The sequence below is a fragment of the Halorubrum sp. C191 genome, assembly GCF_002727095.1.
GTDB lineage: Archaea > Halobacteriota > Halobacteria > Halobacteriales > Haloferacaceae > Halorubrum > Halorubrum ezzemoulense.
The window spans coordinates 102,736-120,150 of record NZ_NHNZ01000094.1 but is presented as its reverse complement, the minus strand read 5'-3'; the positions used below and the strand labels follow the sequence as shown (position 1 = coordinate 120,150).

At 71.7% G+C, this 17,415-nt stretch carries 19 protein-coding genes; 9 read left to right on the top strand and 10 right to left on the bottom strand.

Going from position 1 to position 17,415, the window contains the following annotated elements:
- Positions 1 to 237: phosphoribosylformylglycinamidine synthase subunit PurQ (locus Z052_RS08635; protein ID WP_199058254.1), on the bottom strand; the 237-nt coding region annotated here is incomplete at its 3' end.
- Between the two features lie 88 nt (positions 238 to 325).
- Positions 326 to 577 carry a phosphoribosylformylglycinamidine synthase subunit PurS gene (gene purS / locus Z052_RS08630; protein ID WP_004595793.1) on the bottom strand — a complete coding sequence of 84 codons (252 nt, stop codon included), beginning with the start codon at positions 575 to 577 and terminating at the stop codon, positions 326 to 328.
- Positions 578 to 757: 180 nt separating this feature from the next.
- Between purS and Z052_RS08625 the strand changes: the two genes are divergently transcribed.
- On the top strand, positions 758 to 1,735 hold the full coding sequence (locus tag Z052_RS08625) for a formyltransferase family protein (RefSeq protein WP_049929552.1): 978 nt from the start codon (positions 758 to 760) through the stop codon (positions 1,733 to 1,735).
- A 98-nt stretch (positions 1,736 to 1,833) separates the two neighbouring features.
- Entirely contained in the window at positions 1,834 to 2,022 is a 189-nt protein-coding gene (locus Z052_RS08620) for a hypothetical protein (RefSeq protein WP_049929553.1), read from the top strand.
- 53 nt (positions 2,023 to 2,075) lie between these two features.
- On the opposite strand, the gene Z052_RS08615 is transcribed toward Z052_RS08620, so the two are convergent.
- From Z052_RS08615 to Z052_RS08600, 4 genes are read right to left on the bottom strand one after another with little or no spacing between them, the layout of a single operon-like run.
- Positions 2,076 to 2,849, bottom strand: coding sequence for a class I SAM-dependent methyltransferase (locus tag Z052_RS08615; protein ID WP_094519773.1), 774 nt, complete (start codon positions 2,847 to 2,849; stop codon positions 2,076 to 2,078).
- A complete protein-coding gene (locus Z052_RS08610; protein WP_049929555.1) occupies positions 2,846 to 3,979 on the bottom strand; it encodes a glycosyltransferase family 4 protein in 1,134 nt (377 codons plus the stop codon). Before Z052_RS08610 ends, Z052_RS08615 begins: the two co-directional genes overlap by 4 nt.
- A gap of 7 nt (positions 3,980 to 3,986) precedes the next feature.
- Positions 3,987 to 4,358 (bottom strand): 6-carboxytetrahydropterin synthase, encoded by a 372-nt coding sequence (locus Z052_RS08605; protein WP_049929556.1) that lies wholly within the window; start codon positions 4,356 to 4,358, stop codon positions 3,987 to 3,989.
- Positions 4,346 to 5,404: a zinc-binding alcohol dehydrogenase gene (locus Z052_RS08600; protein ID WP_094519775.1), complete on the bottom strand. Its 1,059-nt coding sequence runs from the start codon at positions 5,402 to 5,404 to the stop codon at positions 4,346 to 4,348. The genes Z052_RS08605 and Z052_RS08600 overlap by 13 nt, the downstream gene beginning before the upstream one ends.
- 166 nt (positions 5,405 to 5,570) lie before the next feature.
- Here Z052_RS08600 and Z052_RS08595 point away from each other — a divergent pair, with 166 nt between their 5' ends.
- On the top strand, positions 5,571 to 5,951 hold the full coding sequence (locus Z052_RS08595; RefSeq protein WP_086216580.1) for a hypothetical protein: 381 nt from the start codon (positions 5,571 to 5,573) through the stop codon (positions 5,949 to 5,951).
- A 34-nt stretch (positions 5,952 to 5,985) separates the two neighbouring features.
- Here the strand turns inward: Z052_RS08595 and Z052_RS08590 are convergent, their stop codons facing one another.
- Together Z052_RS08590 and Z052_RS08585 are read right to left on the bottom strand one after the other, a co-directional pair.
- Positions 5,986 to 6,768 carry a CDP-alcohol phosphatidyltransferase family protein gene (locus tag Z052_RS08590; protein ID WP_089307648.1) on the bottom strand — a complete coding sequence of 261 codons (783 nt, stop codon included), beginning with the start codon at positions 6,766 to 6,768 and terminating at the stop codon, positions 5,986 to 5,988.
- Between the two features lies 1 nt (position 6,769).
- Positions 6,770 to 9,733: an ATP-dependent helicase gene (locus tag Z052_RS08585; protein WP_094519803.1), complete on the bottom strand. Its 2,964-nt coding sequence runs from the start codon at positions 9,731 to 9,733 to the stop codon at positions 6,770 to 6,772.
- Between the two features lie 134 nt (positions 9,734 to 9,867).
- On the opposite strand from Z052_RS08585, the gene cmk reads away from it, so the two are divergent.
- Positions 9,868 to 10,482: a (d)CMP kinase gene (gene cmk / locus Z052_RS08580; RefSeq protein ID WP_049929561.1), complete on the top strand. Its 615-nt coding sequence runs from the start codon at positions 9,868 to 9,870 to the stop codon at positions 10,480 to 10,482.
- Between the two features lie 30 nt (positions 10,483 to 10,512).
- On the opposite strand, the gene Z052_RS08575 is transcribed toward cmk, so the two are convergent.
- Positions 10,513 to 11,505 (bottom strand): hypothetical protein, encoded by a 993-nt coding sequence (locus Z052_RS08575; protein ID WP_094519776.1) that lies wholly within the window; start codon positions 11,503 to 11,505, stop codon positions 10,513 to 10,515.
- A gap of 137 nt (positions 11,506 to 11,642) precedes the next feature.
- Entirely contained in the window at positions 11,643 to 12,113 is a 471-nt protein-coding gene (locus Z052_RS08570) for an MGMT family protein (RefSeq protein WP_049929563.1), read from the bottom strand.
- Between the two features lie 130 nt (positions 12,114 to 12,243).
- Between Z052_RS08570 and trpC the strand changes: the two genes are divergently transcribed.
- From trpC to Z052_RS08545, 5 genes are all read left to right on the top strand, one after another.
- A complete protein-coding gene (trpC, locus tag Z052_RS08565) occupies positions 12,244 to 13,098 on the top strand; it encodes an indole-3-glycerol phosphate synthase (protein WP_094519777.1) in 855 nt (284 codons plus the stop codon).
- The gene (gene trpB / locus Z052_RS08560) at positions 13,095 to 14,408 is read left to right on the top strand and encodes a tryptophan synthase subunit beta (RefSeq protein ID WP_049929566.1); all 1,314 of its coding nucleotides are present in this window, start codon (positions 13,095 to 13,097) and stop codon (positions 14,406 to 14,408) included. Before trpC ends, trpB begins: the two co-directional genes overlap by 4 nt.
- Entirely contained in the window at positions 14,409 to 15,263 is an 855-nt protein-coding gene (gene trpA, locus Z052_RS08555) for a tryptophan synthase subunit alpha (protein ID WP_086216587.1), read from the top strand.
- 85 nt (positions 15,264 to 15,348) lie between these two features.
- Entirely contained in the window at positions 15,349 to 16,140 is a 792-nt protein-coding gene (locus Z052_RS08550; protein WP_049929569.1) for a 2-amino-3,7-dideoxy-D-threo-hept-6-ulosonate synthase, read from the top strand.
- Positions 16,141 to 16,236: 96 nt separating this feature from the next.
- Positions 16,237 to 17,409, top strand: coding sequence for a 3-dehydroquinate synthase II (locus tag Z052_RS08545; protein WP_094519778.1), 1,173 nt, complete (start codon positions 16,237 to 16,239; stop codon positions 17,407 to 17,409).
- Positions 17,410 to 17,415: the final 6 nt, after the last annotated feature.

The following is a 17,415-nucleotide window of genomic DNA, read 5'->3' as shown; positions in this document are numbered from 1 at the left end:
GACGCCCTCGTCGGCCGCCTCGCGGACCTCCGTCATGATCGGATCGCGCGCCGCCATCGCGCCGGCGCGGAGGTAGTCGCCGTAGGAGAACCCGCCGGGGAGGACGATCCCGTCGGGGTCGTCGGGGAGGCCGTCCGCGTGCCAGACGCGCTCGGCGTCGACGCCGAGGTGGTCCAGCGCGCGGACCGCGTCGCGGTCACAGTTGGAGCCGCCGAACTGGACGACGGCGACCGTCACGCCGCCCACCTCGCCTGGGCGGCCGTGACCGTCGGGTCGGCGCGGGTCGCGCCGGTGACGATCGGCGTCGTCTCGACGACGGCGACCGTCATCGCTCCGCGACCGCCACGTCGTAGTCGTGGATCGTGGGGTTCGCGAGCAGCCGCTCGGCCATCTCGTCGGCGCGGTCGGCGGCCTCGTCGGCGTCGGCGGCGTCAAGGTCGACCTCGAACCGGTCGGCCGAGCGGAGGTCCGACAGCTCGAACCCGAGCCGTTCGAGCGCCTGCTGGGTCGTCTCGGCCTCCGGGTCGAGGACGCCCCGCTTCAGCCGGACCGTCACCGTCGCCGTGTATGCTGTCATGGTCGTTGGTGCGGAGTCGTGTGTAAAAACCGTTTTGGAACGCCGTTTATACGCATATTTGTGGATACATGCCAGTCTTTCGTGCGGGAAGCAGAAACGGCGCGGAACGAAAGGGGCAAACCCCTCCGCCTTCTTCACCGGGTGTATGCAGCCGCTCGAACCCGCGGAGGTGATCGTCGCATGACCCGCGAACTGACCGAGATCACGGTCGTCGGAGGAGACAAGACCGGACTCATCGCGCGGGTCACCTCCCTGCTGTTCGAGCGGGGAATCAACATCGAGGACCTCGACCAGGCGGTCCGCGAGGGCGTCTTCCGGATGACGACTCGCGTCGACACCGCCGAGATGGAGACCTCGCGCGGCGAGCTCCGGCGCGCGCTCGCCGAGCTCGGCCGCGAGCTCGACGTCGACATCCAAGTCCGGTTCCCGAGCGACCGCGACGCGCGCCGCGTCGCGCTGCTCGTCACGAAGGAGACGCACGCCCCCGAGGCTCTGTTAGAGGCGGAGGAGCGCGGCGAACTCGCGGACGACGGCGAGGCTGAGATCCCGGTGGTCATCGGCAACCGCGGCGACCTGCGGTCGCTCGCGGAGCGCTACGACAAGCCGTTCTACGACGTGGGCGACGGCAACGGCAACACCGACGAGGGCCGGCTCCTCGACCTGCTCGCCGAGTACGACGTGGACCTCATCGCGCTGGCGCGCTACATGCGCATCCTCTCGCCGGAGGTCGTCTTCCGGTACGAGGGCCGGATTATCAACGTCCACCCCTCGCTGCTCCCGGCGTTCCCCGGTGCCGAGGCGTACCGACAGGCGAAGGACGCAGGCGTCCGAATCGCTGGCGTCACCGCCCACTACGTCACGACGGACCTCGATCAGGGCCCGGTGATCGCCCAGCGCGCCTTCGACGTGCCGCCGGGGGCCGAGGTCGACGAGATCAAGCGGCGCGGGCAGCCACTCGAGGCCGAGGTCCTGCTCGACGCTGTCCGGCTCCACCTCGCGGACGCCATCGCGGTTCACCGCGGCACCGTCCACGTCCGCGAAGACGTCGATGTCGACGCCCAACTCGGGCTGAGCGACGCAGCGGTGAACGCGAACCCGGACGAGCCGGTCGACGGCGAGCCGCTCGGCCGATCGCCGCCGTCACCGTCTGACGACTGAGCGACCGCGACCGAGCCGGACCGGCGGGTCGGCCCGATCGGCGCCGTCCGAACGGTCCGCAGGGCAGTTTTAACTAAGCGCGTGCGCAACTGAGTCCAATGCCCGAGTGTCGCGCGCTGACGGCGTTTCTCGCGGACACCGCCGGGGTCGTCCGCAGCGACGAGCGCATGATTCTGCTTTTCCTGCTGCTGCTGTCGATCGCGGCGCTGGCCGTGTTCCTCCACTACACGACGCTCGTGCTTGAGGGGCTCCCGGAGCCGATTCCGACCGAGCCGATCGGCCCATAGTTCGTCCCCTGACAAGGATAGACCGGGCCGGACTCCTCCGTCGATCGAGGGCGTCAGTCGAGGCGGACCAGCAGGTCCCGGTTCGCGGCCTCGTAGCGGAGCCGCCCGTCCTTGAGCGCCGCTCGCCGCCGCTCCGCCCAGTCGCTCGCGTCGTATCCGGTCTCTCCGACCGCCTCTTCGACCGTATCGAGCAGGTGCGCGAGGACCGTCCGCTCGCCGGACTCGTAGGGGGGCTCGATCCGCCACGGAGACGGCCCCTCCGCGATCACGGTCGCCTCCCGAGCCAAGGCCGCCGCGCCGTCCGGGCCCCCGGCCCTGAACTCCCGCATGTGTCGGTGGTAGCGGTCGAGGACGGCGTCGTCGTCGGGGTCCGCTGGCGCGAAGCGCGTCTCGCCGTCGTAGGTTATCGGCGCGTACGCGACGGGGGCCACGTCCGCGAGGGCGGCGACCGCGGGCGCCGCGTCGACCACGTCGAAGAACGCGCAGCCAACGACGGCGTCGAACCGGTCTCCCGCGGCCACCGCCTTGCTCACAGCGTCGAAGGCGTCGGCGACGCGGTACTCGACGGCCACGTCGCCCACCGCCTCCCCGACCCGGGCCTCGCCCGCGGCGAGCGCGGCCTCGTGGGCGTCGACCGCCACCCACCGGCCCCCCTCGATCACGCCCCAGTCGACGAGGCGCTCGACCATCGTCGCCGTCCCGGCGCCGACTTCGAGTATCTCCGACTCCGGCGGGAGTTCGGCGGCGAACCGATCGAGGACCTCGCGGTTCAGAGAGCGGTCGTCGAGCGCCCGCTTCGCGTCGAGGTACGTCGCGTGGTCGGTCACGCGGCGTCACCCCGCGGCCTCTCGCTACCGGTCGCCGCCAGGAAGTCGACGACGCGGTCGAGCGTCTCGGGCCACCCCGGGCGCGCCTCGTAGTCGCGGCGCGCGGCGATCCCCATCTCCGCCAGCCGGTCGCGGTCGTCGAGGTCCCGGAGCGCCCGGGACACGGCGCGGGGGTCGCCAGGCGGAACGAGGACCCCGGAGTCGCCGTCGCGGACGAACTCGCTCGCCCCGCCCGCGGTCGTCGCCAGCGGAACGCAGCCGAACCCCATCGCTTCCAGGTACACCATACCGAACGGCTCGTACTGCGAGGGCACCGCGAGGACGTGGCTCTCGCGCAGCCGCGCCGCGACGGTCGCGTCGTCGAGTCGGCCGGCGAACCGGACCCGGTCGCCGATCCCGGCCTCGGCGGTCATGCCCTCCACGCGCTCGACGTGCTCGGGCGCGATCGTCCGATCGCCGACGACGGTCAGCCGCCAGTCGACCGCGGCGCGGTCGAGCCGGGCGACTCCCTCGACGAGCGTATCGAGCCCCTTCCGCGGGACGACGTTGCCGAGGAACGTCACCTCCAGCGGGCCGGATCGCGCTCGCTCGCGGATCTCCGAGGCGGAGACCACCGGTTCGAAGCGGTCGCCGGCCGGCGGCGCGACCACGCTGCGCGCCGGCCCGCCGAGCCCGGCCGCGTCCCGGCGGGTCGTCTCGGCGTTGTACACCGCGGCGTCGACCCCGCGGAGGAATCGGCGCTCGATCGCCGCGACCCCGCGCCGACCGAGTTCGGCGCGGACCCGCTCGCCGGCTCCCGTCCCGCTCGATCGCACCCCTTCAGCCGCCCGCGCACGCCACGCGATCATGTGGACGAGCGCGACCGACGGCGCGTCGAGCCGTCGGTTGGCGCACAGCACGGAGGGGTGCGCCAGCCCGTCCTCAACGACGACGTCGAACTCCGAGAGCCGGTCGGCGAGCCGGCGGGCGCGAAGGTTCGGCGCGAGTCGCTCCCGGTACGAGCCCCGCGGGAGCGAGACGACCTCGACCGCGTGCCCGCGCTCGCGGAGCCGGTCGCGGAGCCGCCGGTCGTAGTAGAACCCGCCGGACTCGGACTCGATGTCGCCGGCGAGGACGAGCGTGACGCGCATCGGACGGTCACCGCAGGTCGCCGGTGAACGAGACGCTCGCCACGTCGTCCTCGCGGACGGTCACCGTCAGCTCCGTCGCGGCCGGGGCGTCGACGGTCGCGAGCGCGTCGAACAGCGCCCGGGCCAGACGCTCGGCGCTCGGGTTGCCCTCTAGGTGGTCGTTGAGCGTCTCGTCGCGGTAGCGCTCCGCGGCGTCGCTCAGGGCGTCGAGCGCGAGGTCGATATCAAGCAGGTAGCCGTACTCGCCCAGTTCCGGGCCGCGGAACGTCGCCTCCGCGGTGAACACGTGAGAGTGAAGCGCCGCCTCGTCGGCTGGCGGGTTGGGGACGGTGAGGTAGTGCTGTGCGACGAACGACTCGGTGACGGTCAGTTCGTACATGGGTAAGTGAAGAGGAGTTGGAGGGTCGGCTCGGTCTCGTCGGCGAGCCGGCGGTACGCGCTCGCCGCCCGGCCGACCGGGACGCGGTCGGTGACGAGGCGGTCCGTCACGTCGAGGTCGTCGTCGAGTCGGCGGAGCTCGCGCCAGGCGGTCTCGCGGCGGCGGTCGCGGTCCCAGCGCCCGCGGAGCTCCGGCGCGATGGTGGTGACCTGACTGCTGCGGACGGTGACGCGCCCGCGGTGGAAGTGGTCGCCGAAGCCGAGGTCGGCGCGCTTGGTCCCGTACCACGACCCGACGAGGACCCGGCCGTCGAACCGCGTCGTCTCGACGGCCGTTTCGAGCGTCTCGGGCCGGCCCGACACCTCGACCGCGAGGTCGACGCCGCCCGTGTGCTCGCGCACGGCGTCGACGACGCCCCCCCGCCCGCCGTATCGGCTCGGGTCGACGACGGCGTCGGCGCCGAACTCGGACGCGAGCGACCGGCGGCGGTCCTTCGGCTCGACCGCGACGACGGTCTCGGCGCCGCTCCGCGCGAGCAGCGCGGTCGTGAGCAGCCCCACGACGCCCTCGCCGAACACCGCGACGCGCTCGCCGATCCGGGGAGCGGCGTCGAGCGTCAACGTGACCGCGGTCTCGGCGTTCGCGAACAGCGTCGCCGTCTCCGGGTCGATCCCGTCGGGGACCGGACGCAGGGCGTCCGGGGCGACGGCGAACCGGGTCTCGTGGGGGTTGAACGCGAAGACGGTGCGACCGCGCCACGCGGGGTCGACCGCGTCGCCGACAGCGGTCACGCTCCCGACGACCGCGTAGCCGTAACGGAGCGGGTACGAGAGGTCGCCGTCGAGCGCGGGCAGCTCCTCGTCCGCGACCGTCTCCGGGTCGAGTTCGCCGCGGTACGCGAGCAGCTCCGATCCGGCGCTCACCGCGGAGACGGTGGCGTCGACGACCACTTCGTCGGGACCGGGGACGGGCGCCTCCGTCGGGACGACCTCGACGCGCTCCGGACCGACGAACTCTACGGCCCGTCCGGCGTCGCCGTCGCTCACGCGGACTCACCCGTCCGCGGTCGACGACTGAGACGATGTGGCATTGGCGATCACACGGACCGATCCGTCATAAACCCACGGCGGCGACGGTCGGCGCCCCCTCGTCGGCCGTCGATTCGGGGGCGGGAGTAGACATAAGCCGACCGAGTCCGTGGGTCGCACATTCATGACACGCACCGACACCGGCGTCGACGTCGAATCGTTGACCCCCCTCCACTGGATCGGAATCCTCGCCGCGACCGTGTCCGGGATCGTCCACGTCGCGCTCGGCTTCCTGGTCGGGGGGGCGTTGGGGATCTCGTTCTTCTTCGCGACTCTGGGCTTCGGCGCGGGCGTGACGGCGATCGTCTCGGGGTACCGCCGCCGGCTGGTGTACGCGCTCGGAATCCCGTTCACCGCCGGACAGATCGTCCTGTGGTACGTCATCAACTTCGTCTTCGGGACGTACTCGTTCCCGGCCGACGTCGGCGTCTACGGCGCCGTCGACAAGGTCGCGCAGGTCGCGCTGATCGCCGTCCTCGCGGTCCTGTTGTCCCGAGAGTCCTGAGGCTCTCCGCGCGCAGACGGCGGGAGCGTTTCGGTCACTCGCGGTTCGCGGTCGGCGGGTCGTCGCGGCCGAGCCGTCCCGTCGCGGCCGCCCAATCGCGAGCGAAACTCGCCAGCAGCGCCGCGAGCGCGACGCCCGCGAACGCGGCGAGCGGGGAGGCCGCCCGAGCGCCCCCGACGCCCGGCACGAGCGCGACCGCGACGGCGGCGAACTGCGCGGTGCCGACGAACGGGCGGACCCGGCTCGGCGGGAGCTCGTACACCGGCGCGCCGGTCCGCCGCCGCCACCACAATGACCCTGCGTAGGCGTACCAGACGCCGCCGGCGAGGAGGTACCACGCCGGGAGCGCCCCGAGCGCGACGGCGACCGCGGCCCCGACGAGGACGGCCAGCGCGTCGGTCGCGCCGTCGAGGCGAGCGCCGAGGATCGTCTCCCGTGTCCGGCGGGCGACCGCCCCGTCGACCGCGTCGAGGCTGACCGCGCCCGCGAACAGCGCGGCGGGGATCCACGGGTGCGGCGGGGCGGCCGCCAGCGCGCCGGCGAGGACCGACGCGAGCCAGCCGCGGAACAGCGTGATCGCGTTCGCCGGGCCGAGCCGCGGGCGCGGCCCGTCGACGCCGGGTCGGTGGTTCGCACCGAGGTGGGTCCACGCGTACGCCGCCAGGTACGCGCCCGGTCCGGCCGCGGCGAGGACCCACGCGGTCCCGAACGTGCGCCACAGCGCGGCGAGCCCGAGCGCGCCGAGCGTTACCGCGCCGGCGAACCGGAGCCGGAGCCGGGAGCGCGGCGACGCCGTCGACGGCGCGGGCTCCGCCATCTCAGTCGCCCTCCCGGTCCCCGGGCGGTTCGGCGTCGCGGTCGGCGCTCCGCGGCCCGTCGCCGATTTCCTCCATGACGCGGGCGTGGAACTCCCGCAGGACCGCGGACTCGTCGTCAGCGATGACCGTGTCGGAGTCGACGAGCGTCGCCAGCCCGAACGCGAGCGGGCTCGGCGAGTCGACGACGCGGTGTTCGACCGCGAGGTCGCCGCCCGCGATCCGGCCGACGGCCTCGCGGATCCCGCCCACGTCGAGGCGGTCCTCCAGCAGTTCGCGGTACGTCTCCTCCAACACGGCGAACTCCTCCAGATCGGCCGCGAACGACAGCAACATTTCGGCGGAGACCTGCTGTTCGGCCGCCGACTTCTCGTACCCCTTGTACCGCTTCAGGATGAGCAGCGCGCGCCCGGCGTTGATCCGGAAGTAGCGCTGGAGCAGGTCGGTCCCCTGAACGGCCTCGCGGAGGTCCTCCCGGACCGTCTCCGGGTCGAGGTCGGCGAGGATACCCGCCACGTCGACCTTGCGGTTGAGCGGGAGCGCGAGGCTGAACCCGCGATCCGCGACCGCGACCGCGACGTTGGCGTCGGTCCGGTTCGCCACCGCCGCCGCGACGAGCCGCGAGAGGCCGTCGTTGAACCGGCGCCCGTACGTCGAGTGGACGTAGAAGCGGCGCTTGTACTCGCTCCGGTCGAGCTCCTCCTCGACGACGAGGCGGTCGGGCGTCGAGACGGCCTCGGCGCCGGCGTACCGGACCTGCTCGTCGTACATCCGGGCGAGCGCGCGGACGGCGTTCCCGTCGAGGGGGAACTCGCGGAGCCACGCTCGGACCGCGGCGGGGCCGGCGCTCGGGTCATCGCCGGCCAGCCGGTCGAGGAGTTCGGCCTGGAACACCAACACCTCGCGGGCGAGGTCCGCCGAGAGGGGAAGGCGCTCGGCGAACCACGAGGGGACGGTCGGGCGCTCGCTCGTCCGGTCGGCGTACACCTTCGAGCCGCGGCGGTAGCGGAACGAGAACCGCTCGCCGCCAAGCGCGAACACGTCGCCGGACTCCAGCGTGTCGAGATACGACTCGTCGAGCGTGCCGACCCACTCGTCGTCGCGCGTGAACACGTCGCAGGTGAACGAGTCGGGGATCGTCCCTACGTTCGTCATGTAGATGACCCGCGCGAGCCGCCCGCGCTTCCCGACGAGCGTCTCGCCGACCGGGTACTCGGGGTAGTGGTGCTCGCCGTCGGGCGGGTCGTTGCCGTCGCGCCACACCTTCGGGTAGACGTTCTTCTCCTCCAGTCCGTCGTAGTCGCCGGTGAGGTACCGGAACAGCCGCTCGTACGCCTCGTCGTCGAAGCCGCGGTACGGGTGCGCGCGGCGCAGCACCTCCCGGACCTCGCGGTCGGGGCGGATCCGGTTGATGGCCATTCCGTACACGTGCTGGGCGGCAACGTCGTAGGCGCCCTCGGGCGGGAACACCCGGTCCACGAACCCCTCCTCGGCGCGCGCGAGCAGCGTCGCGCACTCGATCAGCTCGTCCCGGTCGAGGGCGAACACCCGTCCCTCGACGGTCTCGCCCGGGCTGTGGCCCGCCCGGCCGACGCGCTGGAGCAGCGCCGCGACCGACTTCGGCGAGCCGACCTGAACCACGAGGTCGAGGTGCGGCATGTCGATGCCGAGCTCGAGGCTCGTCGAGGTGGTGACCACGTCGAGATCGCCCGACTTCAGCCCCTCCTCGACCCGCGTTCGCTGCGTCTCGCCGAGGCTCCCGTGGTGGACGCCCGAGTCCGACTCGTCGTAGTCGAACCGCTGGCGGAGCTCCTGAAGGGTTCGCTCGGCGCCAGACCGTGAGTTCGTGAACACGAGCGTGTTCTTGTGGGCCTCGACGAGGTCGTGAAGCGACTCGTAGAAGCGGTCGGTCACCGCCGACCGCGGCGTGTGGATGAGGTCGGCCGCCGGCGTCCGGAGTTCGAGGTCGAACTCGCGGGCGAACCGCGCGTCGACCACCTCGCAGGGGCGCGTCTCGAACCCCTCGAACTCGCCGACGGCGCCCGCGGCGCGCTCGCGCCCCACGAGGAACGAGGCGATCCCGTCGAGCGGCTCGACCGTCGCCGAGCAGCCGATCCGGGTGATGTCGCCGGGCGCGTGCGGCGCCGGGCCGCCGGCCGATTCGCCTGCGTCCGGGCCCTCGTTGCGCGCCAGTTCCGTCAGTCGCTCCAGCGACACCGCGAGGTGGGTACCGCGCTTGTTCGCCGCCAGCGAGTGGATCTCGTCGACGATCACGTACTCGACGGTCCGGAGCTTCTCTTTGAACTTCGGCGAGTTGAGCAGGATCGCCAGCGTCTCCGGCGTGGTGTTGAGGACGTGCGGCGTCTCCGAGAGCATCGCCTGTCGGTCCGCCTTCGAGGTGTCGCCGTGGCGGATCGCCTGCCTGACGCCGGGGTCGTAGGCGCCGTCCGAGGCCGCCCCGTCGTCGCCGTCGCGGGTCGCGCTCTCCGCCTCCGCGGCGGCGACCGCCTCGCCGATCCCCGCCAGCGGGGTTTCGAGGTTGCGCTCGATGTCGTTCGCGAGCGACTTCAGCGGCGAGACGTAGAGGCAGTAGACGGAGTTCTCGAGTTCGCCGTCGCGGTCGCGGGCGAAGAGGTCGTCGAGGACCGCGAGGAAGGAGGCGAGCGTCTTCCCGCTGCCGGTCGGGGCGGCGACGAGGCAGTTCCGGCCGTCGTCGACGTGGGGGATCGCCTCGCGCTGCGGCGGCGTGAAGAAGCCGCCGTTCTCGCCGACGTACCCGCCGAAGCGTTCGACCCACCAGCGACGGACCGGCGGCGAGAGCCGGGCGAGCACGTCGGCGTCCGCGATCGGGACCGACTCCGGGTCGAAGTCGGGGTCGGCGATCGCGCCGCGCTCGACCGCGTCGCGGAGGAGCGCCCGCGCGGCGGCCTCGTCGCCGCGGTCCGTGGTTTCGCTCACGGCGATCACGAGGGCTCCGGACGGGAAATCGGTTGCGTCGAACCGCATCGTCCGCCCGGCGGCGAGACGGCCCGCCCGGCCGGTCCGGCGGGCGTTCCCGCAACCGACCCGTTTATCCGACGGCCTTCCGTGGCGCAACACGCATGAGCGGCACCTCGCCGGAGCCCGACAGACGGATCGACCGGAACCTGTTCGTCACCGTCTCCGGCCCGCCGGGCTGCGGGGCGACGACGCTCGTCGAGGGGATCGCCGACGCGCTCGACTGCGGCTACGTCTCCGGGGGCGAGCTGTTCCGCGAAATCGCGGCCGAGCGGGACATGAGCCTCTCGCAGCTCATCGCCGAGACCGGCGAGTCCGAGGAGATCGACCGGGCGCTCGACCAGCGGCTCCGTCGCATCGCCGAGAAGTGGGGAACCGCGAACAAGGCGTTCGTGCTGGAGTCGCGGCTGGCGGGCTGGCTCGCCGGCAACCGCGCCGACATCCGGATCTGGCTCGACGCGCCCGACGAGGTCCGCGCGGACCGCACGGCCGACCGTGAGGAGATGACCTCGGAGATGCAGGTCCGGGAGGTAATCGAGGAGCAGCGGTACAAGTCCTACTACGGGATCGATCTGTCCGACCGCTCTATCTACGACCTCGCGATCAACACGGGGCGGTGGGACGCCGAGGCGACGCTCGACGTCGCGCTCACCGGGATCGAGCGCTACGACGTCGACGCCGACGAGGGCGCGTTCGACACGCCCGACTTCGAGATCTGAGCCGGCCGGTCGGCCGGGCTGCCGTCGCGGTCAGAACTGGAAGACCGCGCTGAACTGGTTCACGTGCCAGGGGCCTGGGTAGACGCCCCACACCTGGTCGTCGTAGTGGAACGCGCCGACGAAGTGGATCTCGTCCTCCTCTCGCAGGTCGTTCGCGATCTCGCTGAGTCGGTCCGCGCTCTGCTCGTAGTCGTCGGCCTCGCCGACGAACGGGTATCCCGGCTCGTTGAACCCGGGGATCCCGGTCAGGTCGCCGCCCTCGTTAAAGACGCGAATCCCGCCGTCGCCGTTCTCGTCGACCGTGAAGTCGTTCTCCGAGTCGCCGTCGCCGCCGAACTTCTGGCCGAGGTTGTGGAAGCCGACCAGCCCGTTCCCGGCGGGCGTCACGAACGGGTCGCTCGGGCCGAGGTCGCTGTCGTCCGCGAGCGCGGCGAACTTGACGACCCAGATCGTGTACTGACCGTTCGGCAGCGCGTTCTCGACGTTGATGTTGACGCGCGTTCCGGTCGCGCCGCCGTTCCCGTTGTCCGGCTTCACGCCGCCGACGGTCGCCGTTCCGCCGACCGCGCCGTATTCGCCCCACGTCACCGGGGCCCACGAGCCGTCGTACCCCTCCTCGCGGTCGTACCCCGCCGGCGGTCGGACGACCTGATGCTTCCCGTCGTTCAGCGAGCGACCGAGCGTCGAGTCGTACTCCTCGCTTCCCTCGATGATCTCGTCGAGCGGGATCGAGACCGGCGCCGGATCGAACAGTTCAACGTCCGGGTCGAACGGCGGGACCTCCCCGGCTGCGTTCGTGATGAAGTTCGGGTTCGGTAAGACGTTGATCTCCGCGCTGGCACCGTTGCCGCCCCCGCCGTTTCCGTTCCCGCCGTTTCCGTTACCCTTCCTCTGCTTCGCGCTCGCGGTCGTGCTCGACAACCCGGCGAACCCGGCAACTCCGAGGAAGCCGAGCGCCCCCCGACGCGACATCGCAGTCATCGGTCCGTCCGTCTCCGCTCCCGTTCGCTTCTCACCGTTCATATCGAATCACCAACGACAGTTGTAACGGCCCGGGCGCGGCGGTATTAGAGCTGACTCGGTCGTGTATCTATAATGAACGATAACAAAGAATTCTTATACGCGATACGCCGGTCTCGCGCGCTGACGCCGGGGTGCCGTTACCGAGAGATTCCCTCGACGCGCCGGAGCTCGCTCCGCACGTCGCTCGGCGTCGCGTACGGCCCGCCGCTCACCCGGTGGTCCGGCAGCAGGACCGGGATCGGGTTGTCGGCGAGCGCTCCCGTCACGACCTCCAGGTCGTCCGGGTCGTCGGGGTCGAACCCGCCGAGCCGCGCGAGTCGGCTCACGGAGACCTCCTCGCCGTACGGGACGCTCCGGAGCGCCTCCAGCGCCTCGCGCCGGTCCGTCGGAACCGTGAGGCCGAGCGCGACCTCGGCGAACTCGTCGCGCTCGCCGCCGAGGTACGCGTCGATCCTGTCTAACAGGTCGTGGTCGCCGTCGGCGTCGCCGGGGTGCTCGGCGGGGAACGACACCGAGATGACGCGACCGCCGGCGAACCCGATCTGGACGGTCCGACCGATCTCGTCGAACTGCCGGGCGAAGACGCCGGACGTACCGGACAGGCTCATACCCTTCGTTGGAAGGGTGAATCACTTAAGTCATCGGCACGGGAACGTGTTCGGCTTCTCTGTGAGAAGCTACGGCGTCCCGGCCGCCCCCGCAAGCCTTATGAACAGATACGTACATTAGTGTATAGTAATGGACGATCCAGACGAGCTGGCGCCGGCGGTCAGGTCGATCCTGTCCGGCGCCCGGGAGCGGGCGAGCGCGGCCCGGGGAGCCGACGGGGACATCTCGGTCTCGCCGCGCGACCTCTCGGCCGCGTTCGAACGGGCCGACGCCGAGGACCGCGTCCCGCTTATCGCCGAGGTGAAGCCCACGAGCCCGACGACCGAGGGAAGCCGCGAGGACGACCCCGTCGCGCTCGCGGAGGGGATGGTCGCCGGCGGGGCGGCCGCGCTGAGCGTGCTCACCGAGCCGGGGCACTTCGGCGGGAGCGTCGACACCCTCGAGCGCGTGCGCGACGCGGTGGACGTACCGGTCCTCCGGAAGGACTTCGTCGTCGACGAGGCGCAGCTCGACGCCGTCGAGAGCGACGTGGTCCTGCTCATCGCCCGCTTCGTCGGCGACGACCTCCCGACACTGCTCGAGGCCGCCCGAGACCGGGGATTCCAGGTCCTCGTCGAGGTCCACGACCGGGAGGAGCTGGAGCGCGCGCTCGACGCGGGCGCGACGACGATCGGCGTGAACAACCGCGACCTCGCGGAGCTAGTCGTCGACCTCGGAACCTTCGAGTCCGTGGCGCCCCACGTCCCGGACGAGGTCACGCTGATCGCCGAGAGCGGCATCGGATCGCCCGCCGACGTCCGCCGGATGCGGGCCGCGGGCGCCGACGCGCTGCTCGTCGGGAGCGCGATCATGGACGGCGACGTGGCGGCGAACACCCGCGAACTGGTGCGGACGGAGGCCGGCGGCGACGAGGCGACCGCGGACGGCGATGACGCGGCGGCCGCGGACGACGACGCGACGGAGACAACGGAGACACCCACATGAGCGAGACCGACACGCGGACGACGGAAGCAACGGACGGCGCGGTGCCCTCGCGACGACCGGGCCGCGAGCGCGGGCGCGACGACGGGAAGTTCGGCCGGTACGGCGGCCAGTACGTCCCGGAGGCGCTGATGCCCGCCATCGAGGAGCTGGCCGACGCGTACGAGCGCTACGTCCTGAACAACGAGGACGGGTTCATGGACGAGTTCCGCGAGCGGCTCGCGGCGTTCGGCGGGCGGCCGACGCCGCTCCAGCGCGCCGACCGGCTCTCGGAGCGCTACGACACGGAGGTGTTCCTCAAGCGCGAGGACCTCCTCCACGGCGGCGCCCACAAGCTGAACAACGCGCTCGGGCAGGTCCTCTTGGCGAAGTACATGGGCAAAGAGCGCATCATCGCGGAGACGGGCGCCGGCCAGCACGGCACCGCGACGGCCATGGCGGCCGCGCACCTGGACATGCCCTGTACGATCTACATGGGCGAGCGCGACATCAACCGCCAGCGCCCCAACGTGTTCCGGATGAAGCTCAACGGGTCGGAGGTCAAGCCCGTCACCACCGGGCGCGGCACCCTCAAGGAGGCCATCTCCGAGACGATGCGCGACTGGGCGGAGACCGTCGAGGACACCCACTACGTGATCGGGTCGATCGTCGGCCCGCACCCGTTCCCGGTCATGGTCCGCGACTTCCAGGCGGTCATCTCCGAGGAGGCGCGCGAGCAAGCGATCGAAAAGACGGGCGGGCTCCCGACCGACGTGGTCGCCTGCGCGGGCGGCGGGTCGAACACGATGGGCACGTTCGCCGACTTCGTCGACGACGAGTCCGTCGCCCTCCACGCGGTCGAGGCGGGCGGCTCCACCCTCGAAGTCGACGAGGAGGAGGGCGTCGCGCCGAACTCCGCGTCGCTGTACGCGGGCGACGAGGGCGTCCTCCACGGGGCGCGGACGAAGCTGCTCCAGGACTCGGACGGGCAGATCATGGAGAGCCACTCCGTCTCCTCCGGGCTCGACTACGCCGGCGTCGGTCCGGAGCTCGCGTACCTCGTCGACGAGGGCCGCGTCGACCCGGTCGCGGTCGACGACGACGCCGCCTTGGAGGGGTTCCACCGGCTCTCGAACACGGAGGGGATCATCCCGGCGCTGGAGACGGCGCACGCGTTCGGCTACCTCGAGGAGCACCACGAGGACCTCGGCGAGCGCGTGATCGTGAACGTCTCGGGGCGCGGCGACAAGGACCTCGACGCCGCCATCGAGGAGACCGACCAGCGGGACGTGCCGAACGCGCCGGACATGTCGATGTTCACGGAGGGAATCTGAATGGGGGAGCCCGCCAACTCCTCGGCGATCGCCGCGGCGTTCGCGGACGGCCCGGCCTACGTCCCGTACCTCGTCGTCGGCGATCCGGACTACGAGTCGTCGAAGGCGTACGTCGAGGCGCTCGACCGCGGCGGCGCGGACGTGATCGAGCTCGGCCTCCCCTTCTCCGAGCCGATCGCGGAGGGGTCGACGATACAGGAGGCGCTCGTCCGCTCGCTCGACGCGGGGATGACGCCGGAGCGGTTCTTCGCGTTCGCGGAGGACCTCGACGTGGACGCCGCGTTAGTCTGTATGACGTACTACAATCTCATTTACCAGTACGGTGAGGGCGAGGGACCGCGGCCCTTCGTCGAGCGCGCCGCCGCGGCCGGGATTCAGGGCCTCGTCGTCCCCGACCTGCCGGCCGAGGAGGCGGACCCGTTGCGCGAGGCCTGCGACGAGTTCGGGCTCGACCTCGTCTTCATCGTCGCGCCGACGACGCGCGCGGACCGCCTCGACCGGCTCATGGAGCGCGTCTCGGGCTACGTGTACGTCCAGGCCCGGCTCGGGACGACCGGCGCCCGAGACGACGTCTCAGACCAGACCACGGCGAGCCTCGACCGGCTCCGCGAGTACGACGTGCCGAAGGCGGTCGGGTTCGGCATCTCGTCCGGCGAGCACGCCGAGCGGATCGTCGCTGGCGGCGCCGACGGGATCATCGTCGGCTCCGCGCTGGTCGACATCGTCGCCGAGGGCGTCGCGGAGGACCTCCCGACCGCGGCGGTCGCCGACCGGCTGGAGGCGCTCTCCCGCGAACTGACCGAGGGCGCGGAGCGCGGCCGCCGCTCGCGGGCCGAGGCGACAGAGTCGGTCTGATCCTGGCGCCTCGGAGCCAATACGTCCCCGAACGAAACCCACTTACCTACGATTGCCACACTCTCACACAACGACCCACCCCACTATGACAGCAGGACTCTCGGCACGACTCGACCGCATCTCCACGAACGACCGCTACCTGATCGTCCCGATGGACCACGGGATCACGATGGGCGCCGTCGAGGGGCTCGTCGACATCGAGTCGACGATCGACGGCGTCACCAGCGGCGGGGCGGACGCGGTGCTCACCCAGCGCGGGATCGCGGAGCGCGTCCACCCGAACAAGAACGACGCGGGGTACATCGTCCACCTCAACGGCTCGACGACGATCGGCCCTGACGAGAGCGACAAGCGCGTCACCGGCACGGCGGCGGACGCGGTCCGGGCGGGCGCCGACGCCGTCTCCTTCCACATCAACGTCGGCTCGGAGTACGAGCCGAACCAGATCGAGGACCTCGCGGAGCTGACCGCCGACGCGGAGCGGCTGGGGCTCCCCGTCCTCGCGATGGCGTACGCCCGGGGCCCGGGCGTCGACGAGTCCGACCCGGAGGCCCTCGGACACGCCGTCAGGCTCGCCGAGGAGCTCGGCGCCGACGTGGTGAAGACCGGGTATTCGGGCGACGGCGACTCGTTCGCCCGCGTGACGGAGTCGACGCGGCTCCCCGTCGTCATCGCCGGCGGCTCGAAGGGCACCGACCGGGAGACGGTCGAGATGGTACGCGGCGCGATGGACGGCGCCGCCGCCGGGGTGTCGATGGGGCGGTCGATCTTCCAGCACGACGACCCGGAGGGGATCGCGAGAGCGGTGTCGGCGGTCGTCCACGACGACGCCGGCGTCGACGAGGCGCTGCGGGCGGGCGGGTTCGTCGAGGCCTGAGGGCAGGCCGAGCGCCCGCGGTCGACCGTGCGAGATCCGGTCGGACTCCCTGTTCCTTTCGCAGTTTTCAAGCCGCCGCGCCGTGAGGTTCCGACAATGACACGCACGGTCTGGGTCAAAGCCGACGGCGCCGTCGGCGACTGGGAGGCGCGCAAGCGACGGGTCACCGCCGCCATCGAGGCCGGCGCGGACTGGGTGCTCGTCGACGAGGGGGACGTCGGCCGGGTCCGGGAGCTGGGCGACGTGAACGTGGCCGCCTTCCGATCGGACGCGGACGTGATCGACGACGCCGAGAGCGACGCCGAGGCCGACGCGTACTTCGTCGGGAAGGGTGGGGAGGGCGACGGGACGATCGACATGCCGGAGGACCTCTCCGGGTCGGCCGACCTGACCACGCTGCGCCGCCGCGACGACCGCGCGCAGGGCGCATACGTCCGCATCCTCGGCACAGGGTACGAGGCGTTCGCCGAGGCCGCCGCCGACGACGCCGAGTTCACCGTGATCGTGGGCGAGGACTGGTCGATCATCCCGCTGGAGAACCTGATCGCCCGCGTCGGCGAGGAGACCCACCTCGTCGCCGGCGCGACGACGGCCGCGGAGGCCCGGACCGCCTTCGAGACGCTGGAGATCGGCGCCGACGGCGTCCTCCTCGACGCCGACTCACCCGACGAGATCCGCGGCGCGGTCCAGGCCCGCGACGCCGCGGACCGCGAGACGCTCGATCTCCGCTACGCCGAGGTGACCGAGATCGAACAGACCGGGAGGGCCGACCGGGTCTGTATCGACACGGGGTCGCTAATGGACGACAGCGAGGGGATGCTCGTCGGCTCGATGTCTCGCGGGCTCTTCTTCGTCCACGCCGAGACGGCGGAGTCGCCGTACGTCGCCTCGCGGCCGTTCCGCGTGAACGCGGGGGCGGTCCACGCCTACGTCCGCAACTCGGAGGGCGGCACCAACTACCTCGCCGAACTGTCGAGCGGCGACGAGGTCCAGGTCGTCGACACAGACGGCCACACCCGCGAGGCGGTCGTGGGCCGGGTAAAGATCGAGAAGCGCCCGATGTTCCGGATCCAAGCGGAGATCGAGACGGAGGACGGGACCGACCGGATCGAGACGCTCATCCAGAACGCCGAGACCGTGAAGATCGCGACGGGCGAGGGCCGCAAGGCCGTCACCGAGGTCAAGCCGGGCGACGAGGCGCTCGTCTACTACGAGGACGTCGCGCGCCACTTCGGCGAGGCCGTCGAGGAGAGCATCATCGAGAAGTGACCGCCG